Annotated in this window: 20 protein-coding genes; 9 read left to right on the forward strand and 11 right to left on the reverse strand. The window is 43.6% G+C overall.

Features of this window, described 5'->3' with window-relative positions; translation table 11 throughout:
• The first annotated feature begins 212 nt into the window (after window positions 1-212).
• From R7044_RS18785 to R7044_RS18795, 3 genes are all read left to right on the forward strand, one after another.
• On the forward strand, window positions 213-638 hold the full coding sequence (locus tag R7044_RS18785; protein ID WP_047101695.1) for a universal stress protein: 426 nt from the start codon (window positions 213-215) through the stop codon (window positions 636-638).
• Between the two features lie 166 nt (window positions 639-804).
• Window positions 805-1,422, forward strand: a complete 618-nt coding sequence (locus tag R7044_RS18790; RefSeq protein ID WP_047101696.1) for an NAD(P)H-dependent oxidoreductase — start codon at window positions 805-807, stop codon at window positions 1,420-1,422.
• Window positions 1,419-3,383: a monovalent cation:proton antiporter-2 (CPA2) family protein gene (locus tag R7044_RS18795; protein WP_206958965.1), complete on the forward strand. Its 1,965-nt coding sequence runs from the start codon at window positions 1,419-1,421 to the stop codon at window positions 3,381-3,383. Before R7044_RS18790 ends, R7044_RS18795 begins: the two co-directional genes overlap by 4 nt.
• A gap of 92 nt (window positions 3,384-3,475) precedes the next feature.
• On the opposite strand, the gene R7044_RS18800 is transcribed toward R7044_RS18795, so the two are convergent.
• The gene (locus R7044_RS18800; protein ID WP_005375389.1) at window positions 3,476-3,769 is read right to left on the reverse strand and encodes a hypothetical protein; all 294 of its coding nucleotides are present in this window, start codon (window positions 3,767-3,769) and stop codon (window positions 3,476-3,478) included.
• Between the two features lie 245 nt (window positions 3,770-4,014).
• Here R7044_RS18800 and R7044_RS18805 point away from each other — a divergent pair, with 245 nt between their 5' ends.
• Entirely contained in the window at window positions 4,015-4,308 is a 294-nt protein-coding gene (locus R7044_RS18805) for an ArsR/SmtB family transcription factor (RefSeq protein ID WP_047101698.1), read from the forward strand.
• Between the two features lie 108 nt (window positions 4,309-4,416).
• On the opposite strand, the gene R7044_RS18810 is transcribed toward R7044_RS18805, so the two are convergent.
• Window positions 4,417-5,766 carry an alpha-amylase family protein gene (locus R7044_RS18810; RefSeq protein WP_047101701.1) on the reverse strand — a complete coding sequence of 450 codons (1,350 nt, stop codon included), beginning with the start codon at window positions 5,764-5,766 and terminating at the stop codon, window positions 4,417-4,419.
• 520 nt (window positions 5,767-6,286) lie between these two features.
• On the opposite strand from R7044_RS18810, the gene R7044_RS18815 reads away from it, so the two are divergent.
• Together R7044_RS18815 and R7044_RS18820 are read left to right on the forward strand one after the other, a co-directional pair.
• Entirely contained in the window at window positions 6,287-6,643 is a 357-nt protein-coding gene (locus R7044_RS18815; RefSeq protein WP_047101703.1) for a MerR family transcriptional regulator, read from the forward strand.
• A gap of 58 nt (window positions 6,644-6,701) precedes the next feature.
• Entirely contained in the window at window positions 6,702-7,082 is a 381-nt protein-coding gene (locus R7044_RS18820; RefSeq protein WP_054728771.1) for a carboxymuconolactone decarboxylase family protein, read from the forward strand.
• 74 nt (window positions 7,083-7,156) lie between these two features.
• Here the strand turns inward: R7044_RS18820 and R7044_RS18825 are convergent, their stop codons facing one another.
• Together R7044_RS18825 and R7044_RS18830 are read right to left on the reverse strand one after the other, a co-directional pair.
• Window positions 7,157-7,387: a PAS factor family protein gene (locus tag R7044_RS18825; RefSeq protein ID WP_005375384.1), complete on the reverse strand. Its 231-nt coding sequence runs from the start codon at window positions 7,385-7,387 to the stop codon at window positions 7,157-7,159.
• Between the two features lie 282 nt (window positions 7,388-7,669).
• The gene (locus R7044_RS18830) at window positions 7,670-10,096 is read right to left on the reverse strand and encodes a M9 family metallopeptidase (RefSeq protein ID WP_054574450.1); all 2,427 of its coding nucleotides are present in this window, start codon (window positions 10,094-10,096) and stop codon (window positions 7,670-7,672) included.
• A 448-nt stretch (window positions 10,097-10,544) separates the two neighbouring features.
• On the opposite strand from R7044_RS18830, the gene R7044_RS18835 reads away from it, so the two are divergent.
• A complete protein-coding gene (locus tag R7044_RS18835) occupies window positions 10,545-11,522 on the forward strand; it encodes a hypothetical protein (RefSeq protein ID WP_225455755.1) in 978 nt (325 codons plus the stop codon).
• Window positions 11,523-11,553: 31 nt separating this feature from the next.
• Here the strand turns inward: R7044_RS18835 and accD are convergent, their stop codons facing one another.
• Window positions 11,554-12,417: an acetyl-CoA carboxylase, carboxyltransferase subunit beta gene (accD, locus tag R7044_RS18840; RefSeq protein WP_213871222.1), complete on the reverse strand. Its 864-nt coding sequence runs from the start codon at window positions 12,415-12,417 to the stop codon at window positions 11,554-11,556.
• Window positions 12,418-12,558: 141 nt separating this feature from the next.
• Here accD and R7044_RS18845 point away from each other — a divergent pair, with 141 nt between their 5' ends.
• A complete protein-coding gene (locus R7044_RS18845; RefSeq protein ID WP_225455756.1) occupies window positions 12,559-13,458 on the forward strand; it encodes a LysR family transcriptional regulator in 900 nt (299 codons plus the stop codon).
• Window positions 13,459-13,605: 147 nt separating this feature from the next.
• Here the strand turns inward: R7044_RS18845 and R7044_RS18850 are convergent, their stop codons facing one another.
• Together R7044_RS18850 and R7044_RS18855 are read right to left on the reverse strand one after the other, a co-directional pair.
• Window positions 13,606-15,165 (reverse strand): methyl-accepting chemotaxis protein, encoded by a 1,560-nt coding sequence (locus R7044_RS18850; RefSeq protein WP_017635256.1) that lies wholly within the window; start codon window positions 15,163-15,165, stop codon window positions 13,606-13,608.
• 549 nt (window positions 15,166-15,714) lie between these two features.
• Window positions 15,715-16,791 carry a nickel/cobalt efflux protein RcnA gene (locus R7044_RS18855; protein WP_225455757.1) on the reverse strand — a complete coding sequence of 359 codons (1,077 nt, stop codon included), beginning with the start codon at window positions 16,789-16,791 and terminating at the stop codon, window positions 15,715-15,717.
• A gap of 135 nt (window positions 16,792-16,926) precedes the next feature.
• Here R7044_RS18855 and rcnR point away from each other — a divergent pair, with 135 nt between their 5' ends.
• Complete coding sequence (rcnR, locus tag R7044_RS18860; RefSeq protein WP_005375370.1) at window positions 16,927-17,199, forward strand: Ni(II)/Co(II)-binding transcriptional repressor RcnR; 273 nt, start codon at window positions 16,927-16,929, stop codon at window positions 17,197-17,199.
• Window positions 17,200-17,465: 266 nt separating this feature from the next.
• Here the strand turns inward: rcnR and R7044_RS18865 are convergent, their stop codons facing one another.
• From R7044_RS18865 to R7044_RS18880, 4 genes are all read right to left on the reverse strand, one after another.
• Window positions 17,466-18,959 (reverse strand): GntP family permease, encoded by a 1,494-nt coding sequence (locus R7044_RS18865; RefSeq protein ID WP_005375369.1) that lies wholly within the window; start codon window positions 18,957-18,959, stop codon window positions 17,466-17,468.
• Complete coding sequence (gene denD / locus R7044_RS18870) at window positions 18,959-19,918, reverse strand: D-erythronate dehydrogenase (protein ID WP_005375367.1); 960 nt, start codon at window positions 19,916-19,918, stop codon at window positions 18,959-18,961. Before denD ends, R7044_RS18865 begins: the two co-directional genes overlap by 1 nt.
• 61 nt (window positions 19,919-19,979) lie before the next feature.
• Window positions 19,980-20,756 (reverse strand): 2-oxo-tetronate isomerase, encoded by a 777-nt coding sequence (gene otnI, locus R7044_RS18875; protein ID WP_047101720.1) that lies wholly within the window; start codon window positions 20,754-20,756, stop codon window positions 19,980-19,982.
• Complete coding sequence (locus R7044_RS18880; protein ID WP_005385078.1) at window positions 20,756-21,403, reverse strand: aldolase; 648 nt, start codon at window positions 21,401-21,403, stop codon at window positions 20,756-20,758. The genes otnI and R7044_RS18880 overlap by 1 nt, the downstream gene beginning before the upstream one ends.

A 21,403-nucleotide genomic window follows, 5' to 3' on the forward strand; every position in this document is an offset into this window, starting at 1 on the left:
CCTAGAGAAATGATGCACAGAGTGTAGCCGCTTTTTTGTTCAAAAAGCAAGCTTTCTAACCAAATGTGAACAAAAAGAAAGTTTCACAGTAAGTTGTTATATCACATTAACTTTTTAACAAGTCTTTGAACAATTTCGAGATCTTAGCAACACAATTTTTATCCAAGCCATACTATGCTTAGGGTAAAGATAATCCACATAAGGGCGTGGTTATGAAATACAAACATATCCTTGTTGCACTCGAACTGTCAGATGAAAGCACCGTGCTTATCGACAGAGCGGTATCAATGGCAAACTATCTCGACTCCGATATCTCCTTTATTCATATTGATGGTACGCACGGAGAAATCTATCGTGAGCTTGTAGACATTAAAGAAAACCCGGATCAAAGGCCATTGAATGAGCATTCAATGGAATGTTTAACAACATTTAGTGATTACATGGATTACCCACTTAAACATTTCTTCGTAGGTACTGGCGACTTGGCTGATAAATTAGAGGTCACCATTAAAGAGCAAGAAGTGGATCTTCTGATTTGTGGCCACCACCAAGATTTCTGGAGCAAGATTATTTCTTACTCGAGACACTTAATTAACAAGTCACCGGTGGATATTCTAGTCGTCCCTATTCATGATTAGTAAAACGTAACGCTTCCCAAAACCACCAATTTATTTGGTGGTTTTTTATTGATATTGAAACAGCTTAAACAGTTTTCCAAACTAGCTTGGCGATCATTTATGAGTTACATTTTCTAACCAACCCGCGCTCCTACTGGGCATGGTTATTTAGATAGCAAGGATCCCTATGGCAAATAAAAAAGTACTCATTCTCTTTGCTCATCCTTCCCAGCATCGTTCAGAAGTGAATACTCCACTTTTCAAAGAAGCTCAAAAAATTGAAGGCGTGACATGTGTTGATCTCTATGGCGAATACCCTCGTTTCGATATTAATATCGACCGTGAGCAGCAACGCTTACGTGAGCATGACGTGGTGATTTTCCAATTTCCACTATATTGGTATTCAACGCCTGCGATTTTAAAAGAGTGGCAAGATCTGGTTTTGGAATATGGCTTTGCTTACGGTACAGATGGCACAGCACTGCAAGATAAGACCATGCTTTGTGTGCTGTCTGCAGGGGGTAAAGAAGAAGCTTATAAGGCAGAGGGCTACAACCACTTTACGATTCGTCAACTGCTTGCGCCTATTGAACAAATGTCCGCACTGACCGGCATGAACTACATTGCCCCTCTCGCGATGTTTGGCGCACGTACAGCAGATGAAGAAGGGCGAATCCCTCGTCATGTCGAGCGGTACAAGAGCCTGCTAACAGCTTTAGTCGAAGATAGGTTGGATGTTGAAGCTGCGGCGTCATTAATCAAGCTTAACAGCGCATTGCCAGAGCTCATTAAGGAGGCTTCATGACAGGGATATTCTTACAAGCCTTCGTATATTTGATTGCTGCTGTAATTGCAGTCCCACTTGCTAAGCGTTTGGGACTTGGGTCCGTTTTAGGCTATCTCATCGCAGGTGTGGTCATTGGCCCAATTATCGGTTTAGTCGGTGAAGAAACAACGACAATACAGCACTTTGCCGAGTTTGGCGTGGTGATGATGCTGTTTCTCGTTGGCTTAGAGCTCGAACCCAAAATGTTGTGGGCGATGCGCAATCGCTTAATGGGCTTAGGAGGTCTGCAAGTCGGCGGTACCGTCGCGGCGATTATGGGTATTGCCTTATACTTTGACCAGCCTTGGACCATAGCCTTAGCCATAGGTTTGATCTTCGCTCTCTCTTCTACTGCGATTGTTTTGCAAACTTTTAGCGAAAAAGGATTAACGAAGACGGAAGGTGGACAAAACGCTTTCTCCGTGTTGCTTTTTCAAGATATTGCAGTGATACCAATGTTGGCGTTCATTCCCCTATTGGCCTTACCTGAATTAATTGAACAGGCACAGTCCGCAGCACAAACAGCCGCAGCGCACCATGAAGAATTAAGCCTCGTTGCGGGGTTGCCAGGCTGGGCATACGGCATCGTAATCACAGCATCGATAGCAATCGTCGTCGTTGGTGGACACTTTTTAAGTCGACCGCTGCTCAATTATGTGGCTAGCTCTGGTTTGCGAGAAATCTTTACCGCAACTGCACTCATGCTGGTCATTGGTATCGCTGCGCTGATGAGTTTAGTGGGCTTATCTCCTGCCCTAGGAACCTTCTTGGCTGGCGTTGTATTGGCAAACAGTGAATTCCGCCACGAATTAGAGTCCAACATCGAACCATTTAAAGGCTTATTGCTGGGTCTTTTCTTTATTACCGTTGGCGCAGGGATCAACTTCTCGGTTCTATTTGGTGATTTCTGGCTGATCATGGCGCTGACCATTGGCGTGATGGTTTTGAAAGCCTTGGTGCTGTTTATTCTTGCACTGATATTTAGGGTGAAAGGCAGCAACCGCTGGCTGTTTACCCTAAGCTTGGCTCAAGCAGGTGAATTCGGCTTTGTGCTTCTAAGCTTTTCAGTGCAAAACCACGTCATCCCATTTGAACTCTCACAAACTCTTGCGTTAGTGGTTGCGATTTCGATGTTCCTGACACCAGGTTTGTTTATTCTGTTTGATAGAGTGATTCTGCCGCGCTTTGAAAGCCAGTCAAATGAACGCGAAAGCGATACGATTGAGGAAACAGGCACGGTGATCATCGCCGGCATCGGCCGCTTTGGACAAATAGTGAATCGCCTATTGGTATCAAACGGCGTGACTACCGTGGTACTTGACCATCAATCTGACCAAGTCGATAACATGCGCCAAATTGGCACTCGCGCCTATTTTGGCGACGCGACTCGACCAGATATGCTACATACAGCCGGCATTGAGCACGCCGCTGCTTTGGTTGTGGCGATTGATAACCAAGAATCGAGTGTAGAACTGGTGAAGTACGTTAAGCACACGTACCCAAAAGTAACAGTGATTGCACGTGCCTTTGACCGTGGACATGGCTATCTTTTGCGTCAAGCGGGGGCTGATATTATTGAATCAGAGACCTACCATTCTGCATTGGAGATGGGCGGTCACACAATGAAAGCCCTTGGCATTCACCCCTTCTTTGTTGAACAACAGAAGGCGACATATAAGCGTGTTGAAGCACGTAAGTCAGAAATACTTTACAAAGCTTGGGAGGATGATTCTGAAGGTGAACGCTATGACAACAATTTCCGACAACTGTTTATTCAGTTAGAGGAGAAAATGGCGGAAGAGATGCAAAAAGATCGTCATGACAAACTATCGCGGTCAGAACGTGGTTGGACACCGCCACCTAAAGGTTACGCCGATGACTTTAATGAAGATAACGTCCAAGAGCTAACACCACCAAGAGAAGAGCCTATCCAACGATAACGCACTCCATATTAAAAACCTCCCGCTTGGGAGGTTTTTATTTTTTCAGTACAGAGCCACACGCCGTGCAGGATAAAATGATCTTCTCGATATTACATAAGATCATTCATTAAAATCTCATACTCTTCGTTTGCTTCTTCCACTAAATGAGAAAGCTCTAACGCATCAGTAACTGCAAGATTGAACTGCCACGGAGTTGTGTCTTCTTTACCACAGATTCGAGTTTCACACCCACGACTCTCAAAAGACAAATCATCAAACTCTGTGGTGTGGCGCTCTTGAAGTTCAACAATCTCAACTTCTAATTTACCGACAGGATTGACTTTAACGTGGGCATGTAACTCCGAACTGTTAGACAAACAATAATCTCTATGAACCGCAATCATGGCCGCCTCCTTGGTCTGCCAACTGACAACTCAACATTGAGTGTAGACGAGGGATTTTGAACGTGGCGTGAAATAATAATGAAGATTGATCTGTCTCATTAGAACAGACAACTGTTGTCATGAAGGCATGAGCCAGTATGAATCTCATCTGATTTAAATTGTTCTGAGATCGTAATAGTTGGCATTTACTGAGACTTTCCCTATTATCGAAACAAAATTACTGTGGTCATTCTTTAGAGGTCAGTATGGAGCTTGAAGCCGTTGCTAAAGCACTAAAAGAGTTAGGGCATCCGACTCGTTTAAGTATTTACAAAGAAGTCGTCAAAGCGGGATACAAAGGTATCGCGGTAGGCGGCGTACAAGAAAAGCTTGGCATTCCAGCATCCACTCTCTCTCATCATATCTCGAGCCTTGCTTCAGCTGGTCTTCTCACCCAGCGCCGAGAGGGTAGAACCCTTTTTTGTGTTGCAGAATATCAGTGCTTAGATGACGTAATTGTTTTTTTAAAAGCAGAATGTTGCGTTAACGAGTGCTCATAAATTTCTAGCAAAAACGAGAGAGTTTGAGTTTATATTGAATTTCAGCAGAACGTGAATGACGATGATAAACATACACACCGAAATTGCTAACCTCGGTGTGTACATCTTCTAGTTCGCGACGAGTAACATCGACGACTTAGATGGTACGATTAACTTACCGTCACTTGGAATGATTTGTTCTGTCATCAAATCAACCCAATCACCATCGATTTTTAATGTCAAAGACTGTTGACGCTGTGATTTATTAAGCACCACAATACCTTTGTCACCTCGCTTAAGTACGAGCATGTCATCGTTACCTTCAAGAACACTCATCGGCTCGCCATGCGTCATATTATGGAACTGGATCATTTTTGCCATTCTCGGATCGCTCCATGCACCCTGCCATCTTGGCTGACCATTTTTACCTTTAATACCGCTAGTGTTTAAGTCGGTATAAATCAACGGCACACCACCATCTCGGCCTAGAATATAGGCATAAGCTAACCATTCGTTTTCCTCGTCCATGATGAGCTCAAGAAAGACATCATTGTTAGGAATATCATGTGTGATAGCAAATGTAATCGCACGACCGGGGGACAGAGCCTGACCAAAACAATAGGGATCAATCAGAGACTTGAAGCTACCCTTTTTAGCAAACGCCTTAAACATGGTTGAGAACAAAGGGAAATCGTACGCACCTAGGCGAGTTTCCTGTAGATACGGCTCAAGAAACAGCTGATACTCTTCTTCCGTCGCACCGCCATCGGTAATAATTTCGCCAAATATGTGCACATCCCGCGTGATGTCGTCTGTCCAAACACGCTTAAGATGCTCTAACGTCATGTGTTTCGCAGCGTCAATACGAAAACCTTTCACACCAATAGCTTTCAGCGCCGTTAGGTACGCTCGCTGCTGTTCAACGACATGGTCACAAACACGAAGAGTTGGCAAGCCAGGGTCGGTTGGCCCACCTGTGATACGTCCGTTTTGAACCTGCCACTTATCTTTCCAGTCTTTGATGCCGAATGCTTCAACAAAGTCCTCTTCATCAAAAAGTGGTTGAGATAGATCGCCAAACAACGCTAGCGACTGATATTTCTGTTTGTTGTTCTGGTATTCCTCCAAGACCTCTTGTCTTGGGTACTGAAGGTCTCTGCGAAGGTGGGCCTCATTTGCCATATGGTTAAACACTACGTCGGCATAAACCCACACACCAACTTGCTCCAGTTCACGAACCATATGAATAAAATCTTTGGTATCACCCAAGGCATTATCGATAACACGATAATCCTGTGGTTGATAACGCTGCCACCAGCGCTCATCGTGTGCGCTTTTCATTGGTGGCGAAACCAACACAGAGCCATAACCAAGCTCGCGGATTTCTTTTGCTCGTTGGGCAATGTCAGCATACTTCCAATCAAACGCATGTAAGATAACGTTTGCACCGAATGATTGTGTTTCCTGTGAGCCACTCATGTTGTTCTCCTGCTCGTTTCCACTCACGATTACTTGTTTGCATTTTTTTGTGAGTGAATTCAATAATCGAAATTATAAAAGCTATTCATCAGAGGCACTCACCCTTTTAGCACTAACTCAAGGCTGAAATCGAAGGCGTAGCGACTCATCCATTGCACAGCGATAAATCGTTCTGAGTGAATAACGGGCACACGACATACAACCCGAACAGACCAACACAAAACTAAGGCATTGTTTTGATTAACAAAAACTTAAATTCAAAAAGATAGAACATAAGACCTATGTACGCCCTAAAATAGGCCCAAAGGATAAAAATAGCCAAGCCAACCCGTTGAGTAATCAATTGTTAATAAAACGAAACTGGCAGATGGATCACGTTTGGCGCGTTTCAAAAATCCAGTAAATCACCATACCTAGCGTTAAAAGACTAAAGATTTCTGTTTGTATCTGTCCCGAAATGACTTCAAAATGCGAAACTTAGCTTATCTCTATGGGGTATGCTCTACCTTGGAGGATAATAATGAATATCAAAGAATTTTCTGACCTCGTCGGGCTATCTGCTCATACACTTCGATACTATGAAAAAATCGGTTTACTTAAACATGTCCATAGAAACGCGAGTGGACATCGAATGTATAGTTCGAAAGATCTAAACTGGATAAGCTTTGTTAAGCGTTTAAAAGAAACTGCAATGCCACTTGAAGAGATTCTAGAGTATGCCAAATTAAGGGAAGTCGGCTCTCAATCTGTACCACAACGTCAAGCCCTGTTAGAACGCCACCAAGAAAACCTCAAACGCCACATTGAACAACAGAAAAAGCACTTATCGGCTCTAGAAGAAAAAATTGCCTTGTATAAAAGCGGAAAAGTTCGTTGACTTAGAGTTAACTCTAACGATTAAGGTGTGTTTACGTTTATTCACTAGGAACATACCGATGGAACAATCACGCTTTAACAAAGGATTAGAACTACTCTCTCAAATTGATGGCGACGCTGGTCATAATGTCATCGAAAGCTTACAAGATATTTGTCCAGATTTAGCTCAGTACACCATTGAGTATCCGTTTGGCGATATTTATGCTCGCCCGGGCTTAGACCTAAAATCGAGAGAAATCGCAACCGTCGCCGCGCTAACGGCAATGGGGAATTGCGCGCCGCAACTAAAAGTGCACTTAAATGCAGCGCTGAATGTAGGCTGTAGCGAGGATGAGATTAAAGAGATCATTTTGCAGATGTCCGTCTACGCAGGGTTTCCCGCGGCATTAAACGGCATGTTTGCATTCAAAGAAGTGCTAGCGGAAAGAGCAGAGCAATAACGACGTTGAAATCAATTTAACCGCAATTAAAAACGGCCCTTGGGGTTCGGGCCGTGATTAAAACAACGAGTGAATTAGCGCTCAGGAGTTTCAAGCAGTTTAACCGCGCAATCTACCGCGTTGTTAATGCCTTGACTGCTCTCCAACTTGCCTGAACTTGCAGGACCAAGGGCACAAGAATACAAAGCCAGCTGCTTATCGAACGGCAGATCCAACTGTTCATAGAGATTTTGTCGGATTCTTGCATGTTGTTCTGGTTCTTGGTTAGCAAGGCTAATCAACGTTTCATAAATAAGCGTTTTCATGTCTTTCCCTTTTCACTTTATTGCACGGGGTGCATATATATTGTATCCATTTGGGAAACACAAATCAGAAGCTAGGTCACAGAACGCGTCGCTAAAAAAGTTTATGTGCGCGGTAAATTGCAATACAAACCTAAAGCCGTTTAGAAAAAGGGCAACTGATAACTCGATAGATCAGCCGATTAACTAGCATTCGCCGCTGTTTGTTTATAATCGTGTCCGATATAAACAAAAACGTCGCTGTATCAGCGACGTTTTATCTCGACTTTAGTTAATCGAACCTGTTTAGTTGAAGTGCACTAGCATTTCAACGTCATCGCCTTGCTCTGGAGCCTGAAGAGCGAAGTGCACGTACCCTGCTTCAGTAACAGGAATCGCAAGGTATTCATTGCTGCCTGCATAGTTGGACGCATACTCGTGCTGCTCTACTGTAGGCCAATGCTCCCTACTCGCGTATAGATCGACATTACCAGTTTGAGAGTGAGCCGTTAGCCATACACGAACCTCTTCTACACCTTCAGGCACATGAACTGCTGCATAACGCTGCTTGTGAACGGTAAGCATTTTGGCTTCACCAGACTCTAGTACCACAGGTGCTAAATCATCTTGCACTTGGGTTGGCGGTGTTTGCGCTTCCACTTCTAACGCAGCCACAAGATTTACTGAGTCATAGCTATCACGTCCAGTTAAGCTGATGTAGTAACGACCCGCTTTAACGTAACCATCTTGCTCTGGTTCAAACACAATCTCTTCATTGCTGCCATCAGCATATTGACTCATTTCGAAATCATAGTAATGCGCGACTTTGTTGTAGCTCATGTAAAGATCCGCATCACCCGCACCCTCAATAGATACATTGAAGTTAACGGTGTTGGCTGGAACATCAACGTAGAACAGTTTTTCGCTGTATGCTTCGCCACTGAGCTGAAGGCTTTGGTTCGCCGTCAATTCAGTCACTTGTGCTTCAGGGCTTGTTGGTTCTGTTGGCTCTTCTGGGTCTGTATCAGGTTGCTCAGGTTCCACTTTTAATGTGTCCAACCAACGTTCAAACTCAGCATCGTATTGTTGACCTAAAGACGTCACCTGCTGTGCCCATTGTTCGAACTGGCCAGAGCGCGACAATGCCAACAAGCTTTCGACGTCTTGTGGATGATTTTCTAACATGAATCGAACAGCTAGATAACCCCAACGATAGATACGATTGGTATCGTGAGAGTACGTGGTATCAAACACAGTGGAAAGGCTCAGTTTACCATCTGCAATCAGCTCAATCGCAGCTTGGTAACCTTGCTTGTAATGCATGTATTCAGCAAAACCTTCTAGCCACCAAACAATATGACCATGAGCCAAGTTATCGCTGAACGAACCGTATTGGTTAAATCGTGCATCTAAATAGTGCGTGTATTCATGTTCTAGGTTCAAGATAGAGAGATCTTCACCATTCGCGTAGCGATAAGCGACGAAACGCGCAGTATTGTCCGCTTTTGAAGGGTCACCTTCTAGGTACTGACCACCGTTGTCCGTTGTATTACCAAATAGGAATGAAGAGTAATCAACGTAACTAGTGTTACTCGCGAATACCGCCACTTCAACACGATCATTCAAATCATCAGCGACAGGTTGATTACCCGTATTCGCAACTCGATGGAAGTCGGCTTCTTTTGCCGCTAGCACTTCACACGCTTTCGCTGCTTGAGCATCGGTCAGATCCTCAGAGCGAATAATGGCAGGTCCCTGACATTCAAAACGATTTGGCATTACACGTGCAGCTAAATCTTGCTTGGCTTGCTCAATATTCAGACCATTTAGGCCTTCTGGTGCGTAGTAGCTCATCATTTCAACGGCAGCAAGCCATAGTTTGTCATGCTCACTACCCAGTGGATAACGCTGCATCACCTGTTGCATTACTGCCAATGCTTTGCGTTTGGTCTCCTGATCTGGGCTCGCGAGCAAACGACCAGTTTCACGTAATGCATTGAAAACGATAAAGCTTGCATCCGTATCTAATGCCCAAGCATTATCAGATGCGAATTTCACCAACGTATCAATATGGTGTGTATTGTTTGCCATGTATCGGTAGAACGCATCGTTCGCCGCATGGCCTGCCATAGAGCGGAACAAGTTGTTTAAACCATCGACCCATTGCGTGTCCTGCGCGGTTTCACGATTAAAGTGCATCAACGCGGCCATCATGCTATCCATGGTCAGCGGCAACTGCTTAACGTTATCAACCATCAAAGTCAGGCTCTTCATTGCACCAACTTGTTCACGACCTTGATCCAAAGCATGAGGGTTGTTTAGGAATAGGTTCGTCGACTGAGCAAAACGCTGACTCAACGCTTGCGAAAACTCAGGTGTACCAGTACCAGCGTTGTAGCGAACGTAGTAGGCCGCTCGAATAAATTCGCCTAGGTTCTCTAGAATACGAGCTTGATCTGCTTCACCACGATAGCGAGCGATTTCTTGATCCAGCGCGACTTGGATACGGCTTAGGCTCGCTTCACTATAGATATCATTCAGCGTTTCTGAAGGTGCTGAAAACCAAGCGTGGTAGCAATCATACTCAGCACCAGAAACGGCAGTAGCCAGATCTCGCGATTGTTGTAAATCAGCAACAGCACACTGATTTTGTGCAAAAGAGAAGCCAGACACACTCGCTAGCATACAAGCAAGCGCCAAACGATGGCGCGGGAAAAAACGGATATGAGACATAACAACACTCATTGATTATTAACATACATTGAGTGGGGGTTTATATTCTTTACAGCTCAAACAGTGAAATCAGTGTCATAAAATTTATGAAACCGCTCCCAAAAATAGGTCTTTTACTCTAATTAAATGGGAGCAGTCCCACTCCAAAAAAACTCACAATTATCAATAAAAACATTAATTTACCTTTTTCTAAATAACGACTTTATGAGGAGAATTGCCCTTAAACGCCCCCCTTAACTCTTCCAGATAGAGTTCACGACAATCAAAGGTTCTAAATTAAATTTTGATGCTTGATACCATCTATTTTTATTTGTGACTCATTCCCAATAAGTCATAGAGTGCATATCAAAAGGTTGGCATTAATGGTAAATTCTCCGCCAAATCAAACACATTTACTCCTCCAGTCATTGATGAGTGAATAAAGCAGATATTTGGCTAGGGATAATACATGTCACTTTGGGGATTTTGGGGAGCGGGGATTGCCTACTTCATGACAACGTTTGCCTTTGTTTTTGGCGGCATTTTTTGGTTATGTTCTGAAGGTAATACATTAAGAGAAACAAAGCGCCAATCATCAATAATGTCCGGGGTTATTGCTTGTACTGTTGGAACTTGGGTGCTTGCTTTTGGTGTTTACGTTTACGGTTACTTTTGGGATAACTCTTCTCACTATTATTTTTATTTGCTCGCTCCATGGGGACTTGCCATTTTTGGGGTAAAACTTCGTAACCGCTGGGTTAAGCAATACGCGCGTGTAAAACACGCAAAAGAAGAACAGTGGCAAAAGCACTGGCGAGAATTATTAGGGGAAGATACTGAAGAGCTTCCACCATATACACATGATTACGAGCTCTACTCGGGCATTTGGCAAGCCAATGAAGCGCTTCAAGAACAGTGTTTTGCAGCCCTTCCTCACGGGAAAGCAGTCTACGAGAGAGTGAAAGCCTTCCAAACGATGGCCTCCCCCGCTGGTGACATAAACAATCAAGTTTTGCTGAGTAAACTCGATCAACTAGAGGATGAAATCATTCAAGTTCTTGAGCAACACTCGCAAAAGAAAGTAAGCATTGAAACTGGCGCAGGTACTTTACACAAAGAGTCAAAACGCAATGTTTATCACCATGAGAATGGCCCAACAGAAGAGCAACTGTACGACTCAATCAACCTCCAACATGATTTGGATCGAGAGCTACGCAACATTATCTATGATCGGCTCGGTTACGATGGCGAAGATGAGTACTTTTTCCTCCAAGCGCCACTCGAAGAGCTTACCGAGAATGAAACCGCAATCAACTGGATGCTCTGGGGGTTAGTAAGCGACCATTTTGCTGTTGACCCATACCAAACGGCGTTGGATCTCAGCCTAATGAATGCGGAACCAAGATGGGGGCAAAATGAACGGTTTGTAATGATCACGGCTCAATAAACGCAAGTACTAAGTCTAACTTTAATACAACCTATTCTGAGACCACCCTCGCGTTGGTTAACTTAGCCAGTAAGCGGCCAACGCGATCGCGCATTTCACGTCTATCGACAATCATATCTAGCGCACCATGCGCTAGTAAAAATTCACTTCGCTGAAACTCGTCTGGTAGCTTTTCACGTACCGTTTGCTCAATGACCCGTCTTCCCGCAAAGCCAATACTTGCTTTAGGTTCACCAATATTGATGTCTCCTAACATGGCTAAACTCGCCGAGACGCCACCATAAGTTTGGTCCGTCAATACTGAGATATAGGGTAATCTGTGCTCAGATAAGTGGTTTAACGCGGCGCTGGTTTTTGACATTTGCATGAGAGCCACCAAAGACTCTTGCATGCGCGCCCCTCCGCAAGCGGAAAAACATACTAACCCAGATTTTGTATTAATTGCGCTTTCAACTGCTCGGACAAACTTCTCGCCAACCACTGCGCCCATTGAGCCTGCCATGAAAGAGAATTCGAATGCACACGCAACAACAGGCAGCCCCAATAACTTGCCCTCCATCACCACCAACGCATCTTTTTCTCCAGTCGTTTTCTGTGCTAAAGCAATTCGCTCTTTATATCGCTTTAAGTCTTTAAAACCCAAAATATCTTGTGGCTCCAACTCACTTGCCAACTCTTGTTGTGTTCCATGGTCCAGAAAAGAGATCAACCTTTGACGCGCAGCCATTCTCATGTGATGTGAGCATTTAGGGCATACTTCCAAATTTTCTTTTAACGCGGCACGATAAAGTATTTGTTCACACTCAGGACACTTTGTCCAAACGCCCTCAGGGATAGACGCTTTGCGCGAACCTATTATATTTTTATTCTCAAATAACCGTTCTAACCAGCTCATAAATTCACCACTATTGATTACGTTCTAGCGCGATATCTCGTTGTTTGTTCGCTTAAACTTGTAAATAAAATTGTATGTAACTTAGTACAGGGATAAAGTGCGATATGCTGGCTTGATAATCCAATAAAGTGGGATAATGAAATGTTTGATAACGTTGACCAAATCTGGTTAAAAAGTTTTCACTGTGTTTATGAGAACAACAGCTTTAAGCGAGCCGCTGAGTGTTTGAATATACCAACATCAAATATCAGCCGACACATTGCCCTGCTTGAAGAAAAGTTAAACATTAGGTTGTTCAATAGAACAACAAGGCGAATGACGCCTACCGAGGCTGGAGAAGAGCTCTATAGCAGCACTCGTCCGTTATTGGAGCAACTCAACGCCGCACTAGAAACGGTAACGCGCCACTCGCACACGGTAACAGGGGAACTGCGAATTCTTATGCCAGACACACCTGTACTGGCCAAAGCGGTTGTCACCTTTTGCACGCAATACCCGTCAATCTCTTTGTCTTGCGATACAACGCTAAACCCTAAAGATGATGTTATTGATAGCTTTGATGTCATTTTGAGTTTTCATAGAGGGACTTTGTCAGACAGTAACTGGGTGGCGAGAGAGATAAAACGCTGGCCCAGTGCCATTTTAGCCGCGCCTCAACTAATTGAGAAATACGCCACCCCTTACAAAATTACGGATCTAAGTCATGTTCCCTGCATCACGACGCTTACCGCAGTAAATGGTGCACCATGGGTATTCAGAAACCCTGTTGGGGGCCATATTACTCAAACTGTGCAATCTTCATTCAAAGTAAACAGCGGTCATCTCGCCAGATATGGCGCGTTATCAGGGCTTGGATACGCAATATTGCCAATTGAGTCATGCCAAAATGAGATCAAAAATGGTGAGCTAGAAATAGTCACTCTAGAGTACGAACCTGAGGATTTAGTGCTTTACGCCTTTTACTCGTCAAGAAAACATGTAGCTAAGAAAATATCTATGTTTGTTGAACATTTAAAGCAAAGCGCAAAACTTAACGCCTAGCTAAGCTTTACTCAACTAATTTATCGTATTCTGTTTTATCGTCTAGAAAGGACAAACACCGCTAAGCGATTTGAGACTCGATTTTTTCAAATAAAAAAGCCAGCAATTAACATTTACTGGCTTTTATTAAAGAGGGTCAGTTGGCGTTTAGATTCTAAACGCTCCTACGTGACGATCGAGTGTTCGCGATAGCTCCGCGAGTTGTTGACTTGATTCTTCTAGTTGCTCACTCGCTGTTAGCGCACTTTTCACTGAGTGGCTGACGGTATCCATGTTCATATTAATTTCGTTTGCTACCGTTGATTGCTGTTCTGTTGCGGTTGCTACTTGAGTATTGATATCTGAAATAGTCGTCACTTGTGCAGCTATTGCTTCTAAAGCCTGTCGAGCTAACTCGGTTTCTGCCGTTCCTTCTTCAATAAGAGTCTTACTATTGCTCATTGAATTCACCGCACTTTGAGCTTCAGTTTGTAGCTGGTGAATCATGTTGTCAATTTCATCGGTAGAATGAGCCGTTTTAGTCGCTAGGTTGCGAACTTCATCAGCTACGACTGCAAAACCTCGGCCGGCATCACCAGCGCGTGCAGCTTCGATAGCCGCATTGAGAGCCAATAGATTGGTTTGCTCCGAAATACCTCTAATCACCTCTAGAATACTACCAATCGACTGAGTATTTTCAGCAAGACTCACGATAATGTTGGAAGTGCTGTTCATCTCGTTTTCAAGATTAGTCATCGCCGTTTTGGTTCTTTCTAGCGTCGTGTAGCCATCTTGCGCTTCATTACTTGCTGCACTCGCAGCATTTGCCGCTCCAGCAGCATTGGAGGCAATTTCATTGACCGTCGCAATCATTTCGTTCATGGATGTGACAACCAGCATGGTTTGCTCGTTCTGCTCTTGCCCTCTTGTGAGCGCTTGTTGAGATTGCCCACGCAAAGCGACAGCTGAACTATTAAGCTCCACACCAGTATTTACAACTTGTGTAATAATCTCATGTACTTTCCCAACAAAAACGTTGAAAGCAGAAGAAATTTGCGCGACTTCGTCATTACCTTTCGCTGGCAAACGAACAGTTAAGTCTCCGTCTCCTTTTGAGATGTCTTGTAGAGCGTCTTTAAGCGCAGAAAGCGGTCTCATCAGTTTATTTAGCAGAAGTGACAGAATCAAAACACACATAACGAAGATCGCCACCATAGAGATCAACTGGTAAGTAATAATTCCATTCGTCGCTTGGCTCACTTCGGTAATAGGAATACCAATATCAAAAGTACCGTATAACTGACCATCCACATAAATTGGTGCCATGATGTCAAACACCCATACTTTCTGTACATCGGCATACCACTTTGAGTACTGTTGAACACCTCTCGTCGCGCCTTCAACAGTATATTCATCGTTATAGGTTTTGTTCAGCTTGTGCTTATCACTGTGGGCTACTGCCGTCACGTTACGATCAATTACAACGGCATAACTCACGTCTGAACGTTGTTTCAGCCCCTCAACAAGCGATTGTAAATCTTGCATTGGATTGGCTGAGTTCTCCAAAATATAACTCGCATTTCCCGCTAGAAACTCAGCTTGAACTTGGGATTTGTTTAAGATGATGTCATCGATTTTCTGACTCGAAATTAGGTACGTTGATGCCATACTCGCCACGACAGCAATACCAAACATGGCGCAGACTGCTAATAAGATGATTCTTTTCATTATAATTGTCTCAATACAATTCAATTGATGCTCATTAATCGAGCGCTAAGCCTTTCTTCTCCAAAACCAACCAAACTGCATTTTGGGTCTGTTTGGCAGAGCAAGACATAACTTTATAACTATGTATCTGCTTGGTTCCCGATTACTTTAGACAGAAGGAAAAAAAGTCTTCAAAACGTCACATTTCTACGAGGTTTGGCGAAGGGACGAGTACGCAAAAGGAAACGTTTGCATAGTTAAATTTAACTATGCGACCAAATTGGTATCGAACATTAAAGAAAAGAGTTCTAATTAGCGTTTTGCCGTCGGGAGCGCTGTGGTCAGTGCTCCCGTTTTATCATTTAGTATCTCAGGTTCAGATATTAGAGCCACAATTGCAGCGGTTGTAATCCGAGATGCTTGGTGAAGCGAGAATGACTTGGTTTGTAGATATGGCAGCGATGTCGGATCGAGTGATTCTCAATCAAGAATCGGCAGCAAAACATGCAAACCAAGGCATGAAGCCATTACCCATACAAAAAGAAAGGAAAAGAGTCTTTATCACAGAGTTTAACTCGTCAGCGATATGTATCCATGCATACCCATGTATAAACCAACTGCACTGATCAAGACGCCCGATAAGTAAGGAGCTCGACGTGCAACATCATTCAAACCGCTCCATTTAGATGTCGCTTTTTGCACGCCCAATGCTGCCACAACGCCAACAGCAACCAGAGTCAAGGCTAAGCCAATACTGAATGACACAACTAAAGTCGCACCAAGAGTCATTGCCTTAAGCTGCAAACAGATAAGCAAAACCGTTACCGCAGCAGGGCATGGAATCAAACCGCCCGTTAATCCAAACAGCAGAATTTGCCCATTCGTCACGTCTCGATTCTCAAAGCGTTTTTGAATGTCTAAAGCGTGAGCGCGTTCGTGAGCATCTTGATATTCCTTATCTTCGCTTTCTAAATGAGAACCAGAACGGAAATGTACATCAAAGTCATGGGTATGATCATGGTGCCCGATGATCAAAGTGACAGAAAGTCCATTAGAGACTTCAATGCAAGACGCCGATTCCAAGTATCCATCACGCTCTATAAAGTGATAGATATCAGCAGGTTGATAACCATCACTCGATACCGAAACCTTGATACCTTCAGCAGTTAAAGGTTTACCGCTGAGTGTTCGCAATTGGAAACGGTGATGCTCCCCTTCCTGTGTAATCGAAAGCGAAACATGCCCATGTCCTGTATCCACAACTTGCGTCGTCCAGTCGCGAGCATGATCCTGAGCTTTGTTCCAAGCTCGCTCATCGCTCCATGTCCGCCAAAACATCCATACGCCGGTTGTCACGATAATGACCCCAGAGATAAGTTGCATCCATGGTTCAGCCGCTTCAGCGGTGAATTTCTGGCTAATATACATCCCGCCAACAGCGATTAACCATACAATTATAGTGTGAGAAAGTGTGGCAGCTAAACCCAGCATCACGGCTTGTTTGACCGTTCCTTTCACCGCGACAATGAACGCCGCCATCATCGTTTTAGAGTGCCCAGGTTCTAAACCATGCAAGGCGCCAAGCAAAATGGCACTGGGAATAAAGAACCACCCATTACCTTGTTGTAGTAACGCGACAAAATCCATTGTTGTTCTCTGTTGTTGATTCTAATTTATCGCAAACTATACTCCCCCCTAGTATCAAATACTACCCCCCAGTATAAATTGAGTGCTACATTATCAGTTAGAATAACTCGGCCCGTAACTTAAAGAAGATAAGACATGTCGCATACAACCAGAGATCAAAAGAAGCTCAACACTCGAGTCAGTAAAATACAGGGCCAGGTGAATGGACTTAAAAAAATGCTGGAAGAAGAGCATGAATGCCAAGATGTGTTGCAGCAGATTGCCGCTATTCGGGGAGCAGTAAATGGTTTGATGCGAGAAGTAATTAAAGGTCACTTACTTGAACACGTCGTACTTGAGGAAGACAAAACTCAACGTGAAAAAGATATGGAAGTCGTATTAAAAGTACTGGACTCTTATATAAAGTAACCCTACTTCGCTAGAGTAAAATCACTAGAGTTAAACTCGAATAGAACCTTTATAGGTAATCTCTTACTAAGCGGGAAATAACAATTCCATTTCATATTGATTAAGTTGAAAACGGAACCTATATCGGTTCAATTTAAATAGTTTATTTATAAGAACTAAAACGGCCCAAACATAGGGCCGTTCATATTATTAAAAAACTCTAAACTATCTGATAAAAATACATATTGTGATAGGTTTTTACTTTATGGAAGAGTACAAGTAAACCTTTATACCTCTTGTAATTCGACGTGCTTAGCGCTGTAAGATTTTGTAAATGCAACACACCCCAAAAGTACAGCAAGTGGTAACACAGGATCAAAGATTGAACCATGAGATCCGAAGAATAAGTTAAGAATCATGACTAATGAACCACCAATAGCCCAAGCAATTGTTGTTGGAATAGTCCAAATAATGAGTTGTTTCTTAACCTCAGTCACCCCCATTAATCGATTAACAATATGGAATAGCGAGTCATTAAAGTAGCCAGCAAATAGAGATCCCATCGTAGCTGCCGTCGCTGCGAATAAAAGGTTAACGTCAGGAATATTCACTAAAACTGGGGCAGATATAGAAGCAGCGGTTATCATGGAGACTGTACCAGAGCCCTGAATAATACGAACTAACGTCGCAATAATAAATGGAATCATAACCGCAGAAATAGGAAGCCCTGCAACTTGGTTGGCAATCTCTGCGCCCGCACCCGTTTCACGCAATACGGCACCTAACGCGCCACCAGCTCCTGTTACTAACAAAATGATGCCACAAGTGGAGATTCCTTGTTCCATCTTTTCATTCGCTTCTTCTTTGGTAAGGTTATTACCCAATGTGTAAACCGCTAGTAACGTCGCTATTGATAGTGCAATAGTAGGGCTGCCGATAAAAGCGATAAATTGACCAAATGTTGTTGCAGTCAGCCCTTCGAAACCGAAAGTCCCCTCTAATAAACCCATAACTGATTTCGCAAGTATAAGTAAAATAGGGATAATAATTGGAGCGATAGATTTACTTAAAGATGGTAGGTCTTTCGCTTCTTTACTTGCAATGTACTCTTTGTGATCATTAATCAGTTGCTCACTAGACTTCGAGAAATGTTCGGTTGGAATGAATTCAGGAAACTGCTTTTCTAACCATCTTGCATACCAAACAATACCCATGACACAAGGCGCTGCGATCATCAAACCAAAACCTAACATGCTGGCAAGATCGACACCAAAGATACCAGCAACGCCCAAAGGTCCTGGAGTCGGCGGAATAGCGTGATGCGCTACGACCAAGCCGCCCGCCAGAGCAACCGTAAGCGTTAAAATCGAGCGATTGGACGTTTTTGACAAAGACTTCGCAATTGGATAAAGAATGATAAGCGCGCTATCCACAAAGATTGGGATGCTAACAATATAGCCAGTTACAGCAAGAGCGGCCTCTTCTTTCTTTTTTCCTAACCACTTTATAAAATTATAGGCAATACTTTCTCCTGCTCCAGAAGCCTCTAAAATAGCCCCCATCATAACGCCGAGACCGATGACAATCCCTATACCGCCTAATGTTCCACCAAATCCTTTGCTAACGGTCGCAATCGTGTCGTCAACACTTAACCCACCAATAATACCTGCGATACATGCCGCAATTAACATCGCAATTAACACATGTACTTTTGTACGTAATACAAGAAAAACAAGGACTGATACGGCTACTATTAGTCCAATTACTGAGGTTGGTAACATTAGACAATCTCCATATTGTTAACAGAAATAAATTGTTGTAATACATCCTTGAAATTACTGTCTGATTTAAATCCAAGCTCCAGTTCTTTAGTACAATCAATTTTTTGTGGCCAACTACTCACAATACGATCAATACCCGCATCATGCTCATAGGTAATATAATTAGAAAGTTGTTTACCCATTAGAGTGTCCATTGTTTGAATCATCTCAGCTGGTGTAGTTTGAATACCAGGTAAATTAAGCGTTCTATAGGACAGATTATTTAACTGCTCATAAGGCATTAGCCCTGCATATTGAATATTGTCCACCACTCTAGACGGGCTCGATATCCAAAGTTTTAGCGTAGGGTCTACAGGACAATTTGATTCTTGAGCATTCAAAGGCTCACGAATAATTCCGCTTACGAAAGAGCTAGCGGCAAGGTTTGGTTTCCCAGGGCGAATACAAATAGTCGGTAAACGTACGGATACAGCTTTAACAAAGCCTTTACGGGCATAGTCGTTAACCAATAATTCACCTATGGCTTTTTGCGTCCCGTAGGATGACTGAGGATGAAGAGCTGTTATTGGTGTAATCGTTTCCGGAAGATCACCACCAAATACAGCTAAAGATGAAGCAAACGTAAAACGAATATTAGGGTTTACTTTACGGCAACGCTCAAGCAATAACTGTGTGGTCGTCAGGTTTACAGCTACGCCTAAATCAAAATCTTGCTCAGCATGGCTCGATACAATTGCCGCTAAATGAAAAATGTGTGTCGTTTCGGCAGTAATAACTTGGTCTATATTTTCTCGCTTTGTCATATCCATGACTAAAGAAACGACTCGGTCATCAATGCCCTCTAAGCGCGACTTTTGAATGTCGACAATAGTAATACTTTCAGCTTTGTTTTCTTTTAGTAGTGATTTGGCAAGTAGGGTTCCGAGAAAACCCGCCCCTCCAGTTATGATAATATTCATAGTCACGACCCTTTGTTTTTGTAATTGGTTTCAAGTTATTTATGGATAGAAATTAAAATTGTTATAGGTATGGTTTAACCCAACTAAGGCCCAGCTGCGTGCTATGCCTTGGGTTGTATTCACAACCGATCCAGCCTTGGTAACCAGAGTCATCCAAAACATTGAATAGGTGTGGGTAATTCAGTTCGCCTTCCGATGGTTCGTGCCTTTCAGGCACAGAAGCAATTTGAATATGGCCTGTGTATGGCGCCACATCGCGAATCAACGTACTCAGATCACCGTCCATAATTTGTGCGTGATAGAGATCGAGCTGCAATTTCACGTTTGGACGAGCCACTTGTTTGATGAGTTCCACCGCTTCACGTTGATGTGCAACAAAGTAGTTCGGTACATCGCGATTGTTGAGTGGCTCGATCATCAGCTCAACACCTTGCTCGGCAAACTTATCCGCTGCATAACGAATGTTTGAGATAAAGGTTTCAATATGCTGATCACGAGTGAAGCGTGAATCAACAATGCCAGACATAGCGTGAACCTTTTTACAGTTCAGTGCCTTGGCGTACATCAGCGCAGTCTCGACGCTCGTTTTAAATTCATCCTCACGCCCCGGAATAGCTGCAAAACCTCGTTCACCTGCATCCCAATCACCTGGAGGCATGTTGAATAACGCTTGCTCAAAACCAAACTGCTGTATCTTGCTTGCTAGTTCTTGCGCTTCGAATGCGTATGGGAAAAGGTATTCCACCGCTTTGAAGCCCGCTTGGTGTGCTTTTTCGAAACGATCTAGAAAAGGAACTTCTGTGAATAACATTGTCAGATTTGCCGCGAATTTAGCCATTACTTACCTCTCCCTTTTAGGTCTTGAATCTCAGTATCCGTTAAGTAGCGGATGTTGCTGTCTTTAAGAATGAACGCTAGCTTCGCTGTCTCTTCTAGCTCTTCTGCGTTATCCACTGCATCTTCAAAGTCCGTACCCGTGATCACTGGACCATGGTTCGCCAGGAGGAAAGCTCGGTAGTCACTTGCCCGCTGCGCAAGTTCTTCAGCAATCTGAGGGTCGCCCGGGCGCAGGTACGGAATCACTGGCAGTTCGCCAATGCGCATTACAAAGTAAGGTGTGAAAGCTTTGATGGCATTCTCGCGATCTAAACCTTCAAGACAAGAAAGCGCCGTCAAGTAAGTAGAATGTAGATGCACAATCGCATTACACTTTGAGTTATTTCGATAAATCGCCAGATGAAAAGCCACTTCTTTTGATGGCTTTTCACCAGAGATATGGTTGCCATCAATATCCACAACCGAAAGCTCTTCAGCAATCAAGCGGCCGAACGAGGAACCAGTTGGCGTTGCCAGAAAGTGTCCATTAGGCAGCTTTAGAGAAAGGTTGCCAGCGCCGCCAGTCGCATAGCCACGTTCAAACATAGAGCGAGCCATAGTGACCATTTGCTCTCGCAGTTGTTGTTCTGTCATCAATTCTTTATTCAT

Source organism: Vibrio sp. 1402, assembly GCF_033340275.1.

What these genes read in the sequence shown, in the direction of transcription:
- R7044_RS18785 (WP_047101695.1), top strand. Translation starts at nt 213, where the DNA reads ATGAAATACAAACATATCCTTGTTGCACTCGAACTGTCAGATGAAAGC.
- R7044_RS18790 (WP_047101696.1), top strand. Translation starts at nt 805, where the DNA reads ATGGCAAATAAAAAAGTACTCATTCTCTTTGCTCATCCTTCCCAGCAT.
- R7044_RS18795 (WP_206958965.1), top strand. Translation starts at nt 1,419, where the DNA reads ATGACAGGGATATTCTTACAAGCCTTCGTATATTTGATTGCTGCTGTA.
- R7044_RS18800 (WP_005375389.1), bottom strand. Translation starts at nt 3,769, where the DNA reads ATGATTGCGGTTCATAGAGATTATTGTTTGTCTAACAGTTCGGAGTTA.
- R7044_RS18805 (WP_047101698.1), top strand. Translation starts at nt 4,015, where the DNA reads ATGGAGCTTGAAGCCGTTGCTAAAGCACTAAAAGAGTTAGGGCATCCG.
- R7044_RS18810 (WP_047101701.1), bottom strand. Translation starts at nt 5,766, where the DNA reads ATGAGTGGCTCACAGGAAACACAATCATTCGGTGCAAACGTTATCTTA.
- R7044_RS18815 (WP_047101703.1), top strand. Translation starts at nt 6,287, where the DNA reads ATGAATATCAAAGAATTTTCTGACCTCGTCGGGCTATCTGCTCATACA.
- R7044_RS18820 (WP_054728771.1), top strand. Translation starts at nt 6,702, where the DNA reads ATGGAACAATCACGCTTTAACAAAGGATTAGAACTACTCTCTCAAATT.
- R7044_RS18825 (WP_005375384.1), bottom strand. Translation starts at nt 7,387, where the DNA reads ATGAAAACGCTTATTTATGAAACGTTGATTAGCCTTGCTAACCAAGAA.
- R7044_RS18830 (WP_054574450.1), bottom strand. Translation starts at nt 10,096, where the DNA reads ATGTCTCATATCCGTTTTTTCCCGCGCCATCGTTTGGCGCTTGCTTGT.
- R7044_RS18835 (WP_225455755.1), top strand. Translation starts at nt 10,545, where the DNA reads ATGTCACTTTGGGGATTTTGGGGAGCGGGGATTGCCTACTTCATGACA.
- accD (WP_213871222.1), bottom strand. Translation starts at nt 12,417, where the DNA reads ATGAGCTGGTTAGAACGGTTATTTGAGAATAAAAATATAATAGGTTCG.
- R7044_RS18845 (WP_225455756.1), top strand. Translation starts at nt 12,559, where the DNA reads ATGTTTGATAACGTTGACCAAATCTGGTTAAAAAGTTTTCACTGTGTT.
- R7044_RS18850 (WP_017635256.1), bottom strand. Translation starts at nt 15,165, where the DNA reads ATGAAAAGAATCATCTTATTAGCAGTCTGCGCCATGTTTGGTATTGCT.
- R7044_RS18855 (WP_225455757.1), bottom strand. Translation starts at nt 16,791, where the DNA reads ATGGATTTTGTCGCGTTACTACAACAAGGTAATGGGTGGTTCTTTATT.
- rcnR (WP_005375370.1), top strand. Translation starts at nt 16,927, where the DNA reads ATGTCGCATACAACCAGAGATCAAAAGAAGCTCAACACTCGAGTCAGT.
- R7044_RS18865 (WP_005375369.1), bottom strand. Translation starts at nt 18,959, where the DNA reads ATGTTACCAACCTCAGTAATTGGACTAATAGTAGCCGTATCAGTCCTT.
- denD (WP_005375367.1), bottom strand. Translation starts at nt 19,918, where the DNA reads ATGAATATTATCATAACTGGAGGGGCGGGTTTTCTCGGAACCCTACTT.
- otnI (WP_047101720.1), bottom strand. Translation starts at nt 20,756, where the DNA reads ATGGCTAAATTCGCGGCAAATCTGACAATGTTATTCACAGAAGTTCCT.
- R7044_RS18880 (WP_005385078.1), bottom strand. Translation starts at nt 21,403, where the DNA reads ATGAATAAAGAATTGATGACAGAACAACAACTGCGAGAGCAAATGGTC.